The 19,498-nt window shown below is 72.7% G+C and carries 17 protein-coding genes; 9 read left to right on the top strand and 8 right to left on the bottom strand.

Features of this window, described 5'->3' with window-relative positions:
* Positions 1-9 precede the first annotated feature (9 nt).
* Complete coding sequence (locus ACFVGS_RS13415) at positions 10-1,287, bottom strand: MFS transporter (RefSeq protein ID WP_385692538.1); 1,278 nt, start codon at positions 1,285-1,287, stop codon at positions 10-12.
* 87 nt (positions 1,288-1,374) lie between these two features.
* Between ACFVGS_RS13415 and ACFVGS_RS13420 the strand changes: the two genes are divergently transcribed.
* Positions 1,375-2,376, top strand: a complete 1,002-nt coding sequence (locus ACFVGS_RS13420) for a DUF5937 family protein (RefSeq protein WP_385692539.1) — start codon at positions 1,375-1,377, stop codon at positions 2,374-2,376.
* A 98-nt stretch (positions 2,377-2,474) separates the two neighbouring features.
* Entirely contained in the window at positions 2,475-3,494 is a 1,020-nt protein-coding gene (locus ACFVGS_RS13425) for a glycoside hydrolase family 6 protein (protein WP_384413557.1), read from the top strand.
* Positions 3,495-3,513: 19 nt separating this feature from the next.
* Here ACFVGS_RS13425 and ACFVGS_RS13430 read toward each other — a convergent pair whose 3' ends face one another.
* The 3 genes from ACFVGS_RS13430 to ACFVGS_RS13440 all read right to left on the bottom strand — a co-directional run bounded on the left by ACFVGS_RS13430 (position 3,514) and on the right by ACFVGS_RS13440 (position 7,969).
* A complete protein-coding gene (locus ACFVGS_RS13430; protein ID WP_384413560.1) occupies positions 3,514-5,475 on the bottom strand; it encodes a galactose oxidase-like domain-containing protein in 1,962 nt (653 codons plus the stop codon).
* Positions 5,476-5,478: 3 nt separating this feature from the next.
* On the bottom strand, positions 5,479-7,308 hold the full coding sequence (locus ACFVGS_RS13435) for a glycosyltransferase family 2 protein (protein ID WP_384413563.1): 1,830 nt from the start codon (positions 7,306-7,308) through the stop codon (positions 5,479-5,481).
* Between the two features lie 160 nt (positions 7,309-7,468).
* The gene (locus tag ACFVGS_RS13440) at positions 7,469-7,969 is read right to left on the bottom strand and encodes a MarR family winged helix-turn-helix transcriptional regulator (RefSeq protein ID WP_384413565.1); all 501 of its coding nucleotides are present in this window, start codon (positions 7,967-7,969) and stop codon (positions 7,469-7,471) included.
* A gap of 57 nt (positions 7,970-8,026) precedes the next feature.
* Between ACFVGS_RS13440 and ACFVGS_RS13445 the strand changes: the two genes are divergently transcribed.
* A complete protein-coding gene (locus tag ACFVGS_RS13445) occupies positions 8,027-8,476 on the top strand; it encodes a MarR family winged helix-turn-helix transcriptional regulator (protein WP_385692540.1) in 450 nt (149 codons plus the stop codon).
* Between the two features lie 39 nt (positions 8,477-8,515).
* On the opposite strand, the gene ACFVGS_RS13450 is transcribed toward ACFVGS_RS13445, so the two are convergent.
* The gene (locus tag ACFVGS_RS13450; RefSeq protein WP_384413570.1) at positions 8,516-8,809 is read right to left on the bottom strand and encodes an MTH1187 family thiamine-binding protein; all 294 of its coding nucleotides are present in this window, start codon (positions 8,807-8,809) and stop codon (positions 8,516-8,518) included.
* Positions 8,806-9,150: a DUF3817 domain-containing protein gene (locus ACFVGS_RS13455; RefSeq protein WP_384413573.1), complete on the bottom strand. Its 345-nt coding sequence runs from the start codon at positions 9,148-9,150 to the stop codon at positions 8,806-8,808. The genes ACFVGS_RS13450 and ACFVGS_RS13455 overlap by 4 nt, the downstream gene beginning before the upstream one ends.
* A 108-nt stretch (positions 9,151-9,258) precedes the next feature.
* On the opposite strand from ACFVGS_RS13455, the gene ACFVGS_RS13460 reads away from it, so the two are divergent.
* From ACFVGS_RS13460 to ACFVGS_RS13475, 4 genes are all read left to right on the top strand, one after another.
* Positions 9,259-9,897 (top strand): AIM24 family protein, encoded by a 639-nt coding sequence (locus ACFVGS_RS13460; RefSeq protein WP_352076234.1) that lies wholly within the window; start codon positions 9,259-9,261, stop codon positions 9,895-9,897.
* Positions 9,897-10,547: an AIM24 family protein gene (locus tag ACFVGS_RS13465; protein WP_384413576.1), complete on the top strand. Its 651-nt coding sequence runs from the start codon at positions 9,897-9,899 to the stop codon at positions 10,545-10,547. Before ACFVGS_RS13460 ends, ACFVGS_RS13465 begins: the two co-directional genes overlap by 1 nt.
* A gap of 8 nt (positions 10,548-10,555) precedes the next feature.
* The gene (locus tag ACFVGS_RS13470; protein ID WP_384413629.1) at positions 10,556-11,353 is read left to right on the top strand and encodes an AIM24 family protein; all 798 of its coding nucleotides are present in this window, start codon (positions 10,556-10,558) and stop codon (positions 11,351-11,353) included.
* Between the two features lie 81 nt (positions 11,354-11,434).
* Complete coding sequence (locus tag ACFVGS_RS13475) at positions 11,435-11,911, top strand: MarR family winged helix-turn-helix transcriptional regulator (RefSeq protein ID WP_384413579.1); 477 nt, start codon at positions 11,435-11,437, stop codon at positions 11,909-11,911.
* Positions 11,912-11,994: 83 nt separating this feature from the next.
* On the opposite strand, the gene meaB is transcribed toward ACFVGS_RS13475, so the two are convergent.
* Both meaB and ACFVGS_RS13485 read right to left on the bottom strand, forming a co-directional pair.
* Positions 11,995-12,951, bottom strand: a complete 957-nt coding sequence (gene meaB / locus ACFVGS_RS13480) for a methylmalonyl Co-A mutase-associated GTPase MeaB (protein WP_384413581.1) — start codon at positions 12,949-12,951, stop codon at positions 11,995-11,997.
* Positions 12,952-12,984: 33 nt separating this feature from the next.
* Positions 12,985-14,187, bottom strand: coding sequence for an acetyl-CoA C-acetyltransferase (locus ACFVGS_RS13485; RefSeq protein WP_384413584.1), 1,203 nt, complete (start codon positions 14,185-14,187; stop codon positions 12,985-12,987).
* A gap of 137 nt (positions 14,188-14,324) precedes the next feature.
* Here ACFVGS_RS13485 and mce point away from each other — a divergent pair, with 137 nt between their 5' ends.
* Positions 14,325-14,777, top strand: a complete 453-nt coding sequence (mce, locus tag ACFVGS_RS13490; protein ID WP_345485589.1) for a methylmalonyl-CoA epimerase — start codon at positions 14,325-14,327, stop codon at positions 14,775-14,777.
* A gap of 212 nt (positions 14,778-14,989) precedes the next feature.
* Entirely contained in the window at positions 14,990-19,459 is a 4,470-nt protein-coding gene (gene scy, locus ACFVGS_RS13495) for a polarized growth protein Scy (protein WP_384413632.1), read from the top strand.
* The last annotated feature ends 39 nt before the right edge of the window (positions 19,460-19,498 follow it).

Consider the following 19,498-nt stretch of genomic DNA (forward strand, 5'->3'; position numbering starts at 1 on the left):
GCCTCGACCTTACCCACTGGTCATATGGCGGTCAGCCGCGTCTCGCCTTTCGGTCGCCCGGACCTGCAGGGCCAGCAGGACCGCGCCGAGCGTGCCGAGGACCCCGGCGCCGGCGACGACGGTGTGCACGGCGGCGAACTCGGCGGCGAGGCCTGCCGCGGCCATCCCGACGCCCTGCGCGGTCATCATCCCGGCGGACATCAGTGTCATCGCCCGGCCCCGCCGGTCACCGGGGACGGCGGCGACGAACCAGGCGTCGAGGCCGAGGGTGTACGCGGCGGTGGCGCCGGCCAGGAGGAGCGCGGCGGCGGCGAGCGCGGCGCCGGGGGCGAGGGCGTACAGGAGGAAGGGCAGCGTGCCGGTGACGGCGAGCGGGATCACGATCCGCGAGCGGACGGCGGGGCCCAGGAAGGACCCGGCGAGCAGCTCGCCCGCGATCGTGCCGACGGGCAGTGCGCACATGAGCAGGCCGAGGGCGGCGGTGGAGAGGCCGGTCTCGTCGGCGTAGGGCGCGGCGAGTGCCTCGGGCACGACGGCGAACATCGGTGGCACCCAGAACATCAGCAGGAGCGCGCGGATCCGTCGGTCGCGCAGCAGGCCCCAGGTGGCGCGGAACCCCTCGCGCCCGCCGTCGGCGGCGCGGGCGGGCCGGCGGGCGGTGCCGAGGCGGAGGAGCAGCGCGGAGAGCAGGAAGGTGGCGGCGGTGACGAGCAGCGCGCCGCGCGGCGGCACGACGGTGAGCAGGACGCCGCCGACGGCGAAGCCGGTGAGCAGGGCGCTCTGCGAGACGATCCGCAGGAGCGAGCGGCCGAGGACGAAGAGGTCGCCCTCGCCGAGGATGTCGGCGAGGGTCGCGGTCCGCGTGCCCTGGAACACGGGTGCGACGACGGCGACGGCGCACCGGAGGGCGAGCAGCGCGGCGACGGGCGTGAGGGGCACGGCCATGAGGGCGACGCAGCCCGCGCAGAGCAGGTCGCAGGCGACGAGCACCCGTCGCGGCGGCACCCGGTCGGCGAGCCCGGCGAGCACGGTGCCGCCGAAGAGGTAGGGCAGGAAGCCGAGCGCGAAGGTGAGCGAGGAGAGCAGCGGCGAGCGGGTGAGGTGGTAGACGAGGACGGTGAGGGCGAGTTCGCTGACGACGACGCCGAGCAGCGAGCAGAGGTGGGCGGCGAACACGAAGCGGAACTCGCGGACGGCGAAGACGGCGCGGTAGCCGGTGGCGGGCGGTTCGGGGACAGGGGTGGGCGCGGGCGCCGTCGCGGGCGCCCGGGTGTCGTTCGTGGGCATGGACGCAGGGTGCGGGCGGGCGGCGGTCGCGCCCTAGACTTTCGGCTCAGGCCGAATCCTGGCCGTCCGCCCGTCTCCGGAGGCCCCGTGCCGTACCACCTGCACTTCGGTGAGGCCGATCCGCTGCGCATCCGGTTCGCGATCTCGCCCCTGTGGGAGACGCAGTCGGCGGTGCGGGTGCTCGCGCGGCCGGGGCAGCAGAGGTACCACCTGCCGTGGTTGCGGCGGATCGCGGAGGCGGCGCGGGGGCTCGACCTCGCGCCGTTGCAGCTCCTGATGCCGTTGCGCGGGCACAGCCCGGACTGTCTGTATCCCCCGCCGCTGCGGCCCTCCGGCGACTTCGCCGAGGAGATCGCGGCCGTACGGGCGACGGATCCGGCCGTCGCCGCCGCGGACTTCGCGCGGGCGCTGGCGGACACGCGGGGGGCGTCCGAGAGCGCGGAGGGCCGGCGGATCCTGGCGGACCCGGCGGCCTCGCTCGCGCGGCTCGCGGACCTCCTGGAGCGGGCCTGGGAGGTGCTGGTCGAGCCGGAGTGGCCGCGGCTGCGGGCGCTTCTGGAGGCGGACGTCGCCTATCACTCGCGGCGGCTGGCCGAGGGCGGTCTGGAGCGGCTGCTCGACGATCTGCACCCGGCCTTCGGCTGGTCGGAGGAGACGGCCACGCTCGTGGTGGACCACTACCGCGGTGAGCACGTCCGCGCGCTGGAGGGCCAGGGGCTCGTCCTCCTGCCGTCGGTGTTCATCTGGCCGGAGGTGGTGAGCGGTTTCGATCCTCCCTGGCAGCCGACCGTCGCCTATCCGGCGCGGGGCATCGGCGGGCTGTGGACGGAGCCCCGGGAGCGGACGCCGGAGGCGCTGGCCCGGCTGCTCGGCCGGGCGCGGGCCGAGGTGCTGTGCGCGCTGGACGAGCCGGCGGGCACCTCGGCGCTCGCGCACCGGCTCGGTCTCGCGCCGTCGTCGGTGTCGGCGCATCTGTCGGTACTGCGGGCGGCCGGGCTGCTGGCCTCCCGCCGTTACGGGCACCAGGTGCTGTACGAGCGGACGCCGCTGGGGATCGCGCTCGCGGTGTCGCAGCAGGACGACGACTGACCGTTATGTCACGATGGCCCGGCCTGTGCCGTATCGCGTGACTCGTCGCCGTAGGCCGTACCCGTAGCCCGTAGCCCGTAGCCGACCCTGGGGGCCGGATGTCCCGTCGCCGTCGTTCCCTCGCCACCGCCGCCCTCGCCGCCGCGCTGCTGCTCACGGGGTGCGGCACGGACGGCGACGGGCCGCCCTCCCCCGTCGGGCCGCCCTCGGCGCGCGGCGAGGCCGCGGCGCCCACCGGCGGCTCGCCGTTCTGGGTGGACCCGGAGAGCGACGCGGCCCGGCAGGTGAAGGTGTACGAGGCCCAGGGCCGCACGGAGGACGCCAAGGTCCTGCGGCGGATCTCGGAGCGGCCGGTGGCCGAATGGCCGGCCGGCGACAACCCCGTGCCGGACGTGACCCGGGCGGTCGACGGCGCGGCGCGGGACGGGCGCACGGTGGTCTTCGTCGCGTACAACATCCCGCACCGCGACTGCGGCATGTACTCGGCGGGCGGCGCGCACGACGCGCAGGCCTACCGTCAGTGGGTGGACTCCTTCGCCTCCGCCATCGGCGACGCGCCCGCGATCGTGGTCCTGGAGCCGGACGCGGTGCCGCACGTCGTGGACGGCTGCACCCCCGGCGAGTACCACGAGGAGCGGCTCGGGCTGCTCTCCGAGGCCGTCCTGCGGTTCAAGCGGCAGCCGCGCACCCGGGTCTATCTCGACGCGGGCAACCCGGCCTGGATCGACGACCCGAACAAGCTGGTGGAGCCGCTGCGCCGGGCGGGCATCGCCCGCGCCGACGGCTTCGCGCTGAACGTCTCCAACTTCCAGACCAACGACGTCGTCCGCGGCTTCGGCGCCGGTCTGTCCCGGCTGCTCGGCGGCGCCCACTTCACCGTGGACACCAGCCGCAACGGCTTCGGCCCCCTCCCGGGCGACCGGGAGGAGGCCTGGTGCAATCCGCCGGGCCGGGCGCTCGGCGTACCGCCGACCGACCGGACCGGGGACGAGCTGGTCGACGCCTATCTGTGGATCAAGCGGCCGGGCGACTCGGACGGCCCCTGCCGGGGCGGCCCGGCCGCCGGCACCTGGTGGCCCGACTACGCCCTGGGCCTGGCCCGCCGGGCCAGGTCCTGACCCGGGCCGGACGCGCGCCTCACGACACCTGGATCCATTTCGCCTCGGACGGGATGCCGTCCTGGTCGGTCACGAACAGCATGTACCAGCCGGGCGGCACCAGCGTCTTCTCCTTCGGCACCTCCACGGTGACGGTCGTCCCGTCCGCGCCCTTCCGCAGGCCCAGTTCGACCGAGCGCTGTTCGACGTCGGTGGTGTGCGTGACGGCGCTGGGCCGCATCAGCCGGGCCTTGGTGATCCGGGCCGCGTCCTTGGTCTTGAAGGTGGCGCGGCCGTTCTGGTCGAGTTCCTGCGGGCCCTCGCCGAGCACCGGCCGGTTGGTGCCGCCGCGGTGCAGACTGGGCGGGGTGAAGACCTCGATGCGCTGTTCGAAGGTGCCGAGCTTGGTGTTGTCGGCGTCGTCGAAGAGCGGGTCGGAGCCGAAGGTGGCGACCCGTCCGTCGGGCAGCAGCAGCGCCTCGGAGTGGTAGTTGCGGCCGACCGTGGGCGCGGCGGCCTCGTTGAAGGTGTTGGACCTCGGGTCGTAGAACTGGGCCTTGAGGATGTCGCTGCCGCCGCGGCCGCGGTAGTCGGCCGAGCCGCCGCTGGTGAAGACGGTGTCGTCGGGCATGAGCACGCTGCTGAGGTAGCGGGTGCCCTGCGGCAGCGCCGGCCCGTCGCTGAAGACGGGGCTGTCCTCGGACAGGTCGATGATCGAGGTGCGGGCGGTGGAGGCGGGCGACTCGCCGACCCCGCCGCCGCCGAGGACCATGACCTTCTGGTCCTGCACGGGCGGCAGCATCAGGGAGGCGGAGGTCTCCAGCTGGTCCGGGTCGGTGAGCCCGCCCAGCCTGGTGAAGGAGTTCTTCTTCAGGTCCCACAGGCCGGGCTCGCGGCCCTTCTCGGCCGGGCCGTAGCCGGCGTTGGAGCCGGTGTAGAGGAGCTTGCCGCCCTTGGTGAGGAAGAGCGCCGGGTAGGTGGGGAAGTAACGGAAGGGGCCCTTGGACCACTTCTTGGTCTTCGGGTCGTAGATCTCGTTGTCGCCGGGGACGACGTCGCCGACGTCGTTGAGCCCGGACACGGCGAGCACCCTGCCGTCGTCGAGGGTGACGAGCGTCGGGTACCAGCGGGCGTCCTTCATGGGCGCGACCGGGATGTAGCGCTCCGCCTTCGGGTCGAACTCGTACGCGGCCTTGATGCCCTGGAAGTCCTGCTTCTCGGTGGTGAGTTTCTGCGCGAGCCCGTAGACGTTGTCGGCGTCCTCGCCCTTGAGGCCGACGACCTCGTACTGCGCGGCCTCGGTGGTGAGCGCCTGCGGGCCCTCCTTCCTCGCCTCGACGAAGACCCTGGCCTCGGCGGCGGTGACCTTCGTCTTCCACGGCTTCATCTGGCCGCTCTTGAAGTACGAGATCTCGAACTCGCGCTTGGCCCTGGGCACGGTGACGTCGAACTTCGACACGTACTCGACGCCGGACGGCGAGCGGAAGACGGTGCCCTTCTTGAGGGTGACGGCCTTGTCGGGGCTCTCGTTCTTGACCCGCATGCCGCCGCCGGCCTTCTTGACCTCGCCGTCGAGGACCTCGTAGCGGGCGGTGCCGCCGGCCACCAGGAGGCGGCCGTCGGGCAGCTGGGTGTGGCCGGAGCAGAAGAAGTCCTCCGGCGTCGGGACGGACTTGAAGGTGTTCTTCACCGGGTCCCAGAGGATCGTCTCGAAGGTGCCCGAGTCGAACTTCTTCTGGTCGTTGCCGGATCCGGCGATGAGCAGCACCTTGCCGGTGTGCAGCAGGGCGGCGTGGATGGCGTTGACGCGGTACTGCTCGGGCACGTCGACCACGCCCCAGGAGCCGTACTTCCGCATGTACCCGGGCTGGGCGATCTTGTATGCGTGGTACTTCTCGGTGGCGAAGGAGACGGCGGCCGGGGCGTTGAGGGCCGCGAGCACGAGCACGGCGCCGCTGCCGAGCAGGGTCTTCTTGAACTGCCGGGACGGCCGGTAGGCCATGGCTCAGTTCCCTCCGGTCGTCGTGGGCGCGGTCGCCGTGGTGGGCGCCGGCCCGGTCTTGGCGGGAGTGGCGACGACGGTGACGCCGGCGGCGGCGTGGGCCCGGCCGCGGGCGCGGGCCCGGGCCCTGGCGGCGGCGCGGATCCGCAGCCGGCGCCGGTCGCGCAGCTCGCCGAGGGCCCACACGGCGACCGGGGCGAGCGCGATGACCAGGGCGAGCACCGCCCAGGTGCGCATGGCGGCGTGGGTGTGTCCGAGGCGGACGGAGGCGACGAGGGAGGCGACGAGGACCGCCGCCCAGTAGAGGTGGATGCGGAAGGTGAGGAGCCGGTCGGGGCTGGCCTCGCCGCCCTTGGGGGTGACGACGAAGCGGCCGCGGGTGCGCAGGAGCGCAGAGCCGAGGGACTTGAGGTAGATCGGCGCGGACAGCGCGGACATCGCCATGCCGGCGAGGCCGCCGGAGCCCTCGGGTTCGTGGGGCGAGACGTTGTGGCGGCGGTTCCAGAGGTAGAGGCCGATCTGGAGGGCAACGGCGTCGCTGTAGATCATCAGCCAGACCGGGGAGGAGACCTGGGTGCCGGAGGCGCCGAGCCACAGGAAGAGGACGCAGGAGAGGATGCCGAGGAACCAGTTGACGGCCGTCATCGGGTAGTAGACGAGCATCAGCGTGTAGTTGAGGAGCCGCCCGGGCGGGGTACGGAAGGGCGCCTTCCAGTACTGCTTGAGCAGCGTCTCGTAGGTGCCGCGCGACCAGCGCAGCTGCTGGGTGAAGAAGTCCGTCCAGGAGGCGGGGCCCTCGCCCACCGCGAGGACGTCGGGCGTGTAGACGGAGCGCCAGAAGCGGCCGGTGCGCGGGTTCCTTCGCCGGTGCAGCTCGAAGCCGGTGGCCATGTCCTCGGTGATGGAGTCGTACAGTCCGCCGATCTGCCGGAGGGCGGTGACGCGGACGACGTTGTTGGTGCCGACGAACATGGGGGCGCGGTAGCGGTTGCCGGCCCGCTGGATGAGCGCGTGGAAGAGGAACTGCTGCGACTCGGCCGCCTTGGTGACGGCCGAGGTGTAGTTGCCGTAGACCTGCGGGCCGACGACGAAGGCGACGTCGGGGTCGCGGAAGTAGCCGAGCATGCGCTCCAGGAAGTTCGGCAGCGGCACGTGGTCGGTGTCCACGGAGGCGAAGAAGTCGTAGGCGTCGCCGTGCATGGCGAGCCAGGCGTTGTAGTTGCCGTGCTTGGTGCGGGCCTTGTGGACGCCCTTCGCGCGGTTCCACTCGGGGACTCCCGCGCGGGTGAAGTGCCGGACGCCGAGCTGCTCGCACAGCGCCTTGGCGCCGGGGTCGTCGCCCTCGTCGAGCAGCCACACGTCGAGCGGCCCGTCGTGGCGCAGCCGTACGGCGGCTTCGAGGGTGGCCCGGACCATGGAGAGCGGTTCCTTGCCGGGCACGTAGGTGGTGAGGAAGGCGACCCGGGTGCCGGGCTCGGGGCGCACGGGTATGGGGTCGCGGGCGACGAGGGTGGCGTGGGCGATCGAGGTGACGTTGACCAGCATGAAGAAGCAGATGAGCCCGATCGACACGAGCATCACCGTGTCGTACGGCACCCGCCAGGCGTCGTCGCCCTCGCGGACGGTCCAGTGGCTCGGCCAGACGAGGTAGACCAGGAGCAGCGCCGAGAGCAGCGGCGCGAGACCCATGAGGACGACGGCTCGTATTCGGTGCGGTTCCTTCGAGAGCAGACTCCGGTACTGCACCCGGTAGGTGCCCCCTGCCCGGTCCGGTTCCGTGAGGGGACCGGCGAGTCGGCTGTAGGTGTCGTAGTCGTAGCCTCGCGGCCGCACGGTGCCTCCAGCTGTCGTCGAACCTGTCGATAGCCCCACGAAAGGGGACATTTATCGGCGTGTCGACTGGGAAGCGTCCGAGTGAGGGTATTTCACGAGAGGCGGGCCCCTCGGCCTGACGGGTGACGGCCGGCGTCCGCCGTCCGGCCCCACGGCAGCCTCAGCCCGCCCGCCCGTCACCGGAGTCGGCCGCGCGCCCGAAACCGTCCACGAAGGCGGTCAGCAGCCGCGCGAACGCGAGCCGGTCGGCGTCCGGCCAGTCCGCCATCGCCCGGGCGAAGACCCGCTGCCGGAAGCGGTGGGTACGGTCGACCTGCTCCTGCCCCTCGACGGTGAGCGCGAGCAGCGCGCGCCGGGCGTCGGCAGGGTCGGGCCAGCGGCTGACCCAGCCCTCCTCGACGGCACGCAGGACGAGCCTGCTGGCCCGGGGCTGGTCCACGCCGAGCGCGGCGGCGACGTCGGTGACCGAGCAGCTCCCGCCCCGGCCCTCGACGGCGTCGAGGACGCCGAAGAGCGTGGGGTCGACCGCCCGGCCGCCGTCCGGCGGCACGAGGCGGCCGAGCGAGCGGCGGGTCTGACTGCGGCGGATGGCGACCATGGCCCGCTCGACGGCGACCAGGGCCTCCCGCTGCTCCTTTTCCTGCATGCGCTCCTCCGACATGCATGCTAGTTTACAACTGTTGTAAAACTACATGCATCGGGGGATGTCATGAATGCCGTGAACAGCGAAGAAGACGTCCGTACGCAGCGCCCGTTCGGCTACTGGCTGAAGCACATCGACGGCGCCATCGAGGCGGCCATGGCCCGCCTGTTCGCGGCGGACGGCCTCGCCCGCCGGCACTGGCAGGTCCTGCACACACTCGCGCACGAACCGGCCACGCTCGCCGAGCTCGACCGCGCCGTCGCGCCGTTCCTGACCGCCGGCGAGCCGACCGTACGCCCGTACGTCGACGACCTCGCCGGGCGCGGCTGGGCGAGCCGCTCCGGGGACGGCACCGTGGCACTGACCGAGGAGGGCCGCCGGGCGCACCGGCGGATCGCCGAACAGGTCGGCGCCCTCCGGGCCCGGGTGACGGAGAGCCTGTCGCCCGAGGAGTACGGGACGCTCGTGGACCTCCTCCGGCGCGTCGCCGCCCACCTGGACGCGGCGGAGCCCCGCACCGCCTGAGGCGGTCCGGGGCTCCCCACGTACGCGAGCGGGGCCGGCTCAGCCGGCCAGATGGCGCTCCACGGTGTCGACCTTCGCGGTCAGCCCGTCCGTGACACCGGGCCGGATGTCGGCCTTCAGGACGACGGAGACGCGCGGCGCCCGCGCCTCCACGGCGGCGACGGCGCGCTTCACGACGTCCATCACCTCGTCCCACTCACCTTCGATCGACGTGAACATGGCGTCCGTACGGTTCGGCAGGCCGGACTCGCGCACGACCCGTACCGCGTCGGCGACGTACTCGCCGACCTCCTCCCCCACGCCCAGCGGGGTCACCGAGAAGGCGACGATCATGCGTTCACCACGCCTTCGCGGCGGGCGCGGGAGGCGATGACCGCCGCCTCGGCCTCGCGCTTGAGCTTGCGCTCCGCGAAGAAGCCGCCGAAGGGCAGCACGGAGAGGACGAAGTAGACCGCCGCCGTCTTGAAGGACCACTTGGTGCGGTTCCAGGCGTCCAGCCAGAAGAGCACGTACAGGATGAAGAGGATGCCGTGGATCGCGCCCATCACCGGCACCGCGTTGAAGTCCGTCGTCCGCTTCAGCACCGAGCAGACCAGGAGCAGCAGGAACGACACGGCCTCCGGCGCGGAGACGAGCCGGAGCCGGTGCAGGGAGGATGCGGTCTTGATGTCCACGGGAGGGGTCACCTTCGTTCGGATCTTGTGAACGGATGCACAAGGGCCGTTCCATTGTGCACGGCGACTTTGCTGTCTCTTTATCCGGGGGCCCAGTACCTTCCCTTCGTGGCAACGTTCCGACTCCAAGGCAGCAAAGTGCTCGCCGTGACCATGACCGGTGACGCCGTGAAGGCGAAGAACGGCTCGATGGTCGCCTACGACGGCCAGATGGCCTTCAAGAAGATGTCCGGCGGCGGTGAGGGCCTGCGCGGCATGGTCACCCGCAGGCTGACCGGTGAGCAGATGGAGGTGATGGAGGTCCGCGGTCAGGGAACCTGCTGGTTCGCCGACCGGGCCTCCGAGATCAACCTCGTCCAGCTCCACGGCGACAAGCTGTACGTCGAGGCGAGCAACCTGCTCTGCACCGACGCCGGCCTGCGCACCGGCACGACCTTCACCGGGCTGCGCGGCGGCGCGACCGGCAACGGCCTGTTCACGACGACGGTCGAGGGCACCGGCCAGGCGGCGATCATGTCCGACGGCCCCGCGGTCGTGCTGCGGGTGACCCCGCAGTACCCGCTGTCCGTCGACCCCGGCGCGTACATCGCCCACCAGGGCAACCTCCAGCAGCACTTCCAGTCGGGCGTGACCTTCCGCACCTTCATGGGCGAGGGCGGCGGCGAGGCCTTCCAGATCCGCTTCGAGGGCGACGGGCTCGTGTACGTCCAGCCCAGCGAGCGGAACACGATCGGAGGCGACGTCTGATGCCGTTCCGGGAGATCAACTCCAAGATGGTCGAGGCCACGGTGATCCCGGGGCAGCGGCTGTTCAGCCAGCGGGGCGCGATGCTGGCGTACCGCGGCGACGTCACTTTCACGCCGAACATCGCCGGCGGCCAGGGCGGCCTGATGTCGATGATCGGGCGCCGGGTGGCCGGCGAGGCGACCCCGCTGATGACCGTCGAGGGCAGCGGCACGGTGATGTTCGGGCACGGCGGTCACCACATCCAGGTGATCGCGCTGACCGGTGACACCCTCTACGTGGAGGCCGACCGGCTGCTCGCCTTCGACGGCACCCTGGAGCAGGGCACCATGTTCATGGGCTCGCAGGGCGGCGTCATGGGGATGGTCCGCGGCCAGGTGACCGGCCAGGGCCTGTTCACCACCACGCTCAAGGGCCACGGCTCGGTGGCCGTGATGGCGCACGGCGGGGTCATCGAGCTGCCGATCACGCCGGGCCGCCCGGTGCACGTCGACCCGCAGGCGTACGTGGCGCACCACGGCGACGTGCGCAACAAGCTGTCGACCGCGCTGGGCTGGCGGGACATGGTGGGCCGCGGCTCGGGCGAGGCGTTCCAGCTGGAGCTGAGCGGCAGCGGTGCGGTGTACGTGCAGGCGTCGGAGGAGAAGCTGTGAACACCTTTATGGCCGGGGGCCCGACGGTGCTCGACCCGCATTCCCTGCCGAGCGACGACAACGTCAATCCGTACACCTTCTGCGTGGAGCTCAAGGGCTCCCAGTGGTTCCTGCAGAAGGGCAAGATGATCGCCTACTACGGGCAGATCGAGTTCAACGGCATCGGGCACGGCCGGCTCGACCGGCTGGTGCGGACGTCCTTCCACTCGCCGCTGCACGCGAGCGACTGGGTGGTGGCCGAGGGCAGCGGAAAGATGCTGCTGGCCGACCGGGCCTTCGACGTGAACTCGTACGACCTGGACGAGGGCAACCTGACGATCCGTTCGGGAAATCTGCTCGCGTACCAGCCGACGCTGGCGCTGAAGCAGTCGATCGTGCCGGGCTTCGTCACGCTGATCGGCACGGGCAAGTTCGTCGCCGCGTCGAACGGTCCGGTGGTCTTCATGGAGCCGCCGCTGCGGGTGGATCCGCAGGCGCTGGTGGGCTGGGCCGACTGCCCGTCGCCCTGCCACCACTACGACCACGGGTACCTGACCGGCGTGATGGGCGGCGTGCGGGCCCTGACGGGCATCGGCGGCAGCTCGGGCGAGGAGCATCAGTTCGAGTTCGTCGGAGCGGGTACCGTACTGCTCCAGTCGACGGAGCTGCTGATGCCCGAACGGGCGATCGGCGAGCCGGGGGCGCAGCCGGGTGTGCCGGGCGGTCATGGCGGTGCGGGAGCGCACGGATCCGGCCAGGGGCCGCTGGGTTCGGTACCGCGCCTTCCCGGACAGCTCGGCGACCTGCAGCGTCGCTTCGGTTTGTGAGCGGTAGTCTGCGGAGCGTGACGCGTCGAACACACTCCCAGAACTCGTCCAGTATTCAACTTCTTTAGGTAGAATCCACACATGGAGACCGAGACGGCCACCCCCTGGCTCACCGACGCCGAGCAGTGCGCCTGGCGCACCTACCTGGACGTCAACAGAATGCTGATGTACCAGCTGGAGAAGGACCTCCAGCCCTTCGGCCTGACGATCAACGACTACGAGATCCTGGTGAACCTCTCGGAGTCGGCCGACCGGCGTCTGCGGATGAGCGACCTGGCGGCCGCCACCCTGCAGTCCAAGAGCCGGCTCTCCCACCAGATCACCAGGATGGAGAACGCCGGGCTCGTCCGCCGCGAGAACTGCGAGTCCGACCGGCGCGGGCTGTACGCGGTCCTGACCGACGAGGGCATGACCACCATGCACAAGGTCGCCCCGCACCACGTCGAGTCGGTGCGCAAGCACTTCATCGACCAGCTCAGCCCGGACGCGCTCGGCGACCTCCACGAGTCGCTGAAGCCGATCGCCGAGGAGCTGCGCGGCCGCCGCGGCAAGCCGTAGCAGCGGCGGCGCGACGCGGCGCGGACGCACGGGAAGGGCCCGGCACCTGGAAGCAGGTGCCGGGCCCTTGCGCGTCCGCGGGCTCAGTGGCCCGTCAGGCTCGCGATCAGCTCGTCGGAGGCCGCGTACGGGTCGAGCTCTCCCGCCGTGATGCGCTCCGCGAGCGCGTCGAGCCGGCGGTCGCCGTGCAGGTCGCCGATCCGCTCGCGCAGCGCCGTGACCGCGATCGTCTCGACCTCACGGGCGGCGCGGGCGCGGCGGCGCTCCGCCAGGACGCCGTGCTCCTCCATCCAGGCGCGGTGCTTCTCCAGGGCCTCCACGACCTCGTCGACGCCCTCGCCGCGCGCCGCGACCGTCTTCACGATCGGCGGGCGCCAGTCGCCGGGGGCGCGGGCCTCGCCGAGGCCCAGCATGTGGTTGAGCTCGCGGGCGGTGGCGTCGGCGCCGTCCCGGTCGGCCTTGTTGACCACGTACACGTCGCCGATCTCCAGGATGCCCGCCTTGGCGGCCTGGATGCCGTCGCCCATGCCCGGCGCGAGCAGCACCACCGAGGTGTCGGCCTGGGAGGCGATCTCCACCTCGGACTGGCCGACGCCGACGGTCTCCACGAGGATCACCTCGCAGCCGGCCGCGTCCAGGACGCGGATGGCCTGCGGGGCGGACCAGGCGAGCCCGCCGAGGTGGCCGCGGGTGGCCATGGAGCGGATGTAGACGCCCGGGTCGGAGGCGTGCTCCGACATCCGCACCCGGTCGCCCAGGAGCGCGCCGCCGCTGAACGGCGAGGAGGGGTCGACGGCCAGGACGCCGACCCGCTTGCCGGCCCGGCGGTACGCGGAGACCAGCGCCGAGGTCGAGGTCGACTTGCCGACGCCGGGCGAACCCGTCAGGCCGACCACGTAGGCGTTGCCGGTCAGCGGGGCGAGCGCCGCCATCACCTCGCGCAGCTGCGGGGACGCCCCCTCCACGAGCGAGATCAGCCGGGCCACGGCGCGCGGCCGGCCCTCCCGTGCCTGGTCGACCAGAGCGGGGACGTCCACCATGTGCAGCTGCTCCTTGCTGGTTGGGCCGGGTGCTTACTTGCCGGGGACCCTGATGATCAGGGCGTCGCCCTGGCCGCCGCCGCCGCACAGGGCCGCCGCGCCGACGCCGCCGCCGCGCCGCTTGAGCTCCAGGGCGAGGTGCAGCACCACGCGGGCGCCGGACATGCCGATGGGGTGGCCGAGCGCGATCGCGCCGCCGTTGACGTTCACCTTTTCGGGGGTGACGCCGAGGTCCTTCATCGACTGGTGGGCGACCGCGGCGAAGGCCTCGTTGATCTCGATGAGGTCGAGGTCGGAGACGTCCAGGCCCTCCTTGCCGAGGGCGTGGCGGATCGCGTTGGACGGCTGCGACTGCAGCGAGTTGTCCGGGCCGGCCACGTTGCCGTGGGCGCCGATCTCGGCGATCCACTCCAGGCCGAGCTCCTCGGCCTTGGCCTTGCTCATCACGACCACGGCGGCGGCGCCGTCGGAGATCTGCGAGGAGGTGCCGGCGGTGATGGTGCCGTCCTTGGCGAAGGCCGGGCGCAGCTTGCCGAGGGACTCGGCGGTGGTCTCGGCGCGGATGCCCTCGTCCTGGGAGAAGACGACCGGCTCGCCCTTGCGCTGCGGGATCTCGACCGGGGTGATCTCGGCCTCGAAGACGCCGTTCTTCTGGGCGGCGGCGGCGCGCTGGTGCGACAGGGCGGCGATCTCGTCCTGGACCTCGCGCGGGATGCCCAGGCGGGTGTTGTGCTTCTCGGTGGACTCGCCCATCGCGATGCCCTCGAAGGAGTCGGTGAGGCCGTCGTACGCCATGGCGTCGAGCATCTCGATGGCGCCGTACTTGTAGCCCTCGCGGGACTTCGGCAGCAGGTGCGGGGCGTTCGTCATGGACTCCTGGCCGCCGGCCACGATCACGTCGAACTCGCCGGCGCGGATCAGCTGGTCGGCCAGCGCGATGGCGTCCAGACCTGACAGACACACCTTGTTGATGGTGAGGGCGGGGACGTGCATCGGGATGCCGGCCTTGACGGCGGCCTGGCGGGCGGGGATCTGCCCGGCGCCCGCCTGGAGCACCTGGCCCATGATCACGTACTGCACCTGGTCGCCGCCGATGCCGGCCCGGTCGAGGGCGGCCTTGATGGCGAAGCCGCCCAGGTCGGCGCCCGAGAAGGACTTGAGCGAGCCGAGCAGGCGACCCATGGGCGTGCGGGCGCCCGCGACGATCACTGAGGTGGTACCGGTCGTTCCAGACATGAGGCACGGCCCCTAGGGATGAGGAGTGAACGAGGGTTTACGTTCAATGTACTGAGCGGTGCGCGGCCCGGTCACCGGCCCGCCGGTGTGATCGCGCGCACGTTGCGTAACCATCGCCAGGGCGCTGCACTGGACGCATGCTGACGCGTATCGACCACATCGGGATCGCCTGCCGGAACCTCGACGAGACCGTCGAGTTCTACCGGGCGACGTACGGCTTCGAGGTGTTCCACGAGGAGGTCAACGAGGAGCAGGGCGTCCGCGAGGCCATGCTCAAGATCAACGAGACCTCCGACGGCGGGGCGTCCTACCTCCAGCTCCTGGAGCCCACCCGCGAGGACTCCGCCGTGGGCAAGTGGCTCGCGAAGAACGGCGAGGGCGTGCACCACATCGCCTTCGGCACCGCGGACGTGGACGGGGACGCCGAGGCCATCCGTTCCAAGGGCGTCCGGGTCCTCTACGACGAGCCGCGGATCGGCTCCATGGGCTCCCGCATCACCTTCCTCCACCCCAAGGACTGCCACGGCGTCCTGACGGAACTGGTCACCTCGGCGAAGCCCTCGGCTGACCACTCCTCAGCGGAGCACTGACCTCCGGATTCCCGGCCCGGTAGAGTGGGCCACTCCGGGCCGGGGCCGGTCGGGGCCGAGTACGTGCGGCACCGAAGTCGGGATGTCGGGGTCGTCCGATCTGCCACGATTCCCCGGGGGGCCGTTCTGTCCGGTGAACGGTGCTCGTTGGAGTTGCGAGCAGGGTTGGGGTCTCCCCTGCTCGGAGAGCTCGGGGAAGGATGGACCGCGCAGTGCGGGGCTACGAACGCCAGGAGAGCCACCGAGCTGAAGACGACCATCTTTCGCGGTTCGAAGCCGAGATGGACCGGCTGAAGAAGGAGCGAGAGAAGGCCGTCCAGCACGCCGAGGACCTCGGGTACCAGGTCGAGGTGTTGCGCGCCAAGCTCCACGAGGCGCGCCGGACCATCGCGTCCCGGCCCGCGTACGACAGCGCGGACATCGGCTACCAGGCCGAACAGATGCTGCGCAACGCGCAGATGCAGGCCGAGCAGCTGCGCCAGGACGCCGAGCGCGAGCTGCGCGAGGCCCGTGCCCAGACCCAGCGCATCCTCCAGGAGCACGCCGAGCAGCAGGCCCGCCTGCAGGCCGAGCTGCACGCCGAGGCCGTGCAGCGGCGCCAGCAGCTCGACCAGGAGCTGAACGAGCGCCGGCAGACCGTCGAGTCGCACGTCAACGAGAACGTGGCGTGGGCCGAACAGCTGCGGGCCCGCACCGAGTCCCAGGCCCGGCGCCTGATGGAGGAGTCCCGCGCCGAGGCCGAGCAGTCGCTGGCCGCCGCACGCGCCGAGGCCGCCCGGATCGCCGAGGAGACCCGCCGCCGGGTGGGTTCCGAGGCGGAGGCGGCCCGGGCCGAGGCCGAAGCGATTCTGCTGCGCGCCCGCAAGGACGCCGAGCGCCTGCTCTCCGCCGCCTCCAGCCAGGCCGAGGAGGCCACCAGCCACGCCGAGCGGCTGCGTTCCTCCGCCACCGCCGAGACCGACCAGGCCCGCCGCGAGGCCGCCGAGCTGTCCCGTACGGCCGAGGTGCGCGTCCAGGAGGCCGAGCTCCGGCTGCGCGAGGCCCGGGTGGAGGCCGAGCGCACCCTCGCCGAGGCCAAGGAGGCCGCGGCCAAGCAGCTCGCGAGCGCCGAGTCCGTCAACGAGCAGCGCACCCGTACGGCCAAGACGGAGATCGCCCGCCTCGTCGGCGAGGCCACCAAGGAGGCCGAGGCCCTCAAGGAGCAGGCCGAGGAGAAGCTCCGCGAGGCCACCGCCGAGGCCGAGAAGCTGGTCTCGGAGGCTGCCGAGAAGGCCCGTACGGTCGCCGCCGAGGACTCCGCCGCCGCGCTCGCCAAGGCCGCCCGCAGCGCCGAGGAGATCCTGACCAAGGCCTCCGAGAACGCCCAGGAGACCACCCGGAAGGCCGCCGAGGAGGCCGAGCGGATCCGCCGCGAGGCCGAGGCCGAGGCCGACCGGCTGCGTTCGCAGGCCGAGGAGCAGGCCGACGAGCTGCTCGGCTCGGCGAAGGACGACACCAAGGAGTACCGCGCCAAGACGGTCGAGCTGCAGGAGGAGGCGCGCCGGCTGCGCGGCGAGGCCGAGCAGCTGCGCGCCGAGGCCATCGCCGAGGGCGAGCGGATCCGCGGCGAGGCCCGGCGCGAGGCCGTGGGGCAGATCGAGGAGGCGGCGAAGACCGCCGAGGAGCTGCTCACCAAGGCCCGTAAGGACGCCGACGAGCTGCGTACGAGCGCGGGCGCCGAGAGCGAGCGGGTCCGCGGCGAGGCCATGGAGCGGGCGCAGACCCTGCGCACCCAGGCCGAGGAGACGCTGGAGCGCACCCGGGCCGAGGCCGAGCGGATGCGCGCCGAGGCCGAGGAGCAGGCGGAGTCGGTCAGGGAGGCCGCGGAGGCCGCCGCCGTGGCGCTGCGCGAGGAGGCCGAGCGGGCCGCCGCGGCCCGGCAGGCGGAGGCCGCCGACGAGCTGGCCCGGCTGCACACCGAGGCCGAGGCGAAGCTGGCGTCGGCCGGCGAGGCACTGACGGACGCGCGCGCCGAGGGCGAGCGGATCCGGCGCGAGGCCGCGGAGGAGACCGAGCGGCTGCGCACCGAGTCCGCCGAGCGGATCCGTACCCTTCAGGCGCAGGCCGAGCAGGAGGCCGAGCGGCTGCGCACGGAGGCGGCGGCGGACGCGTCCACCGCCCGTTCCGAGGCGGAGGCCGCGGCCACCGCCGTGCGCGAGGAGGCCGACGCCGAGGCCGAGCGGCTGAAGTCCGAGGCGCAGGAGGCCGCGGACCGGATGCGCGCCGAGGCCGCCGCCGCCGCCGAGCGGGTCGCCGCCGAGGCCGCGGAGGCGCTGGCCGCCGCCCAGGAGGAGGCCAACCGGCGCCGCCGCGAGGCCGAGGAGACGCTGGACTCGGCCCGTACCGAGGCCGGCCGCGAGCGTGAACTGGCCCGCGAGCAGAGCGAGGAGCTGCTCGCCTCCGCCCGCAAGCGGGTCGAGGAGGCACAGGCCGAGGCACACCGTCTGGTCGAGGAGGCGGACGCCCGCGCGACCGAGATGGTGTCGGCCGCCGAGACCACCGCGCAGGAGGTGCGGGACTCGGTCTCGGGCCTGCGCGAGACGGCCGAGGAGGAGATCGCCGGGCTGCGCAGCGCCGCCGAGCACGCGGCCGAGCGCACGAGGACCGAGGCGCAGGAGGAGGCGGACCGGGTCCGCGCCGACGCGTACGAGGAGCGGGAGCGGGCCACCGAGGACGCCAACCGCATCCGTGAGCGCGCCCAGGAGGAGTCCGACGCGGCGAAGGCGCTGGCCGAGCGGACGGTCACGGACGCCCTCGCCGAGGCGGAGAAGCTGCGGTCGGACACCGCGGAGTACGCCCAGCGGGTACGGACCGAGGCGACGGACGCGCTGGCCTCGGCCGAGCAGGACGCGGCCCGCACGCGTGCCGACGCCCGCGAGGACGCCAACCGGATCCGTTCGGAGGCGGCGGCGCAGGGCGAGAAGGTCGTCGGCGACGCGAGGGCGGAGGCCGAGCGGATCGCCGAGGAGGCGGCGCGGGTCCTCGACGAGGCACGCGAGGCCGCCGACAAGCGCCGCGCGGACGCCGCCGAACAGGCCGACGCCCTTCTCGGCGAGGCCGCGGCCGAGGCCGATCGGCTCGCCGAGGAGGCCGAGCGGCTGCTCGCGGAGGCCGAGCAGGTCAAGGCCGACGGCGAGGCGGAGGCCGACGCGCTGCGGGCCGCTGCCCGCGCCGACGGCGAGCAGGTCCTCGACGAGGCGCGCAAGGCCGCCGACAAGCGCCGCGCCGACGCCGCCGAGCAGGCCGACACCCTCATCACCGAGGCCACGGCCGAGGCCGAGCGGCTCACCGCGGAGGCGGAGCAGCTCAAGGTCGAGGCCGAGCAGGTCAAGGCCGACGGCGAGGCGGAGGCCGACGCGCTGCGGGCCGCTGCCCGCGCCGACGGCGAGCAGGTCCTCGACGAGGCCCGCAAGGCCGCCGACAAGCGCCGCGCCGACGCCGCCGAACAGGCCGACACCCTCATCACCGAGGCCACCGCCGAGGCCGAGCGGCTCACCGCGGAGGCGGCCGAGCTCCTGGAGGCGACCGAGCAGGACGCACAGCGGATCCGTGCCGAGGCCGAGCAGGTCAAGGTGGACGGCGAGGCGCACGCGCAGGCGCTGCGCAGCGCCGCGCTCGCGGACGCCGACCGGATCCTGGACGAGGCCCGCAAGGCCGCCGACAAGCGGCGCGCGGACGCCGCCGAGCAGGCGGACACGCTCGTCGGCGAGGCGCGCGCGGAGGCCGAGCGGATCGCCGAGGAGGCGGCCCGGATCAAGGCGGACGCCGAGGCGGCGGCGGAGGAGATGCGCTCCGAGGCGCGCGCCGAGGCCGACCGCACGCTCGACGAGGCCCGCGAGGCGGGGGCGAAGAAGCGCGCGGACGCCGCCGAGCAGGCCGACCAGCTGATCACCAAGGCCCAGGAGGAGGCGCTGCGCGCCACCACCGAGGCCGAGGAGCAGGCGGACACCATGGTGGGCGCGGCCCGCAAGGAGGCCGACCGGATCGTCGCCGAGGCCACCATCGAGGGCAACTCGCTGGTGGAGAAGGCCCGTACGGACGCCGACGAGCTCCTCGTCGGGGCGCGCAGCGACGCGACCGCCATAAGGGAGCGCGCGGAGGAGCTGCGTTCCCGCGTCGAGGGCGAGATCGAGGAGCTGCACGAGCGGGCGCGGCGCGAGACGGCCGAGCAGATGAAGACGGCCGGCGAGCGCGTGGACAAGCTGGTGAAGGCCGCGGAGGAGCAGCGCGCCGAGGCGGAGGAGAAGGCCAGGGAGCTGGTCTCGGAGGCGACTTCGGAGGCGAGCAAGGTCCGTATCGCCGCCGTGAAGAAGGCCGAGGCGCTGCTGAAGGAGGCCGAGCAGAAGAAGGCCTCGCTGACCGCGGAGGCGGAGCGGATCAAGGCGGAGGCCGAGCGGATCAGGGCGGAGGCCGAGCGCGAGGCGGAGCAGACCGTCTCGGAGGGCAAGCGCGAGCTGGACGTCCTGGTGCGCAGGCGCGAGGACATCAATGCCGAGATCTCCCGTGTCCAGGACGTGCTCGAGGCGTTGGAGTCTTTCGAGACGCCGTCAGCGGGATCGAAGTCCGACGGCGGCCGGGACGGGGTCAAGGCGGGTGCGTCGGCGGGGTCCACTCGTTCGGGGGGCAAGTCCTCCGAGAGCTAGCCACTCAAAAGGCTGGACATTCTCCAGATCAAACGGGCA

This window comes from Streptomyces sp. NPDC127114, from assembly GCF_042677525.1.
Lineage (GTDB): Bacteria > Actinomycetota > Actinomycetes > Streptomycetales > Streptomycetaceae > Streptomyces.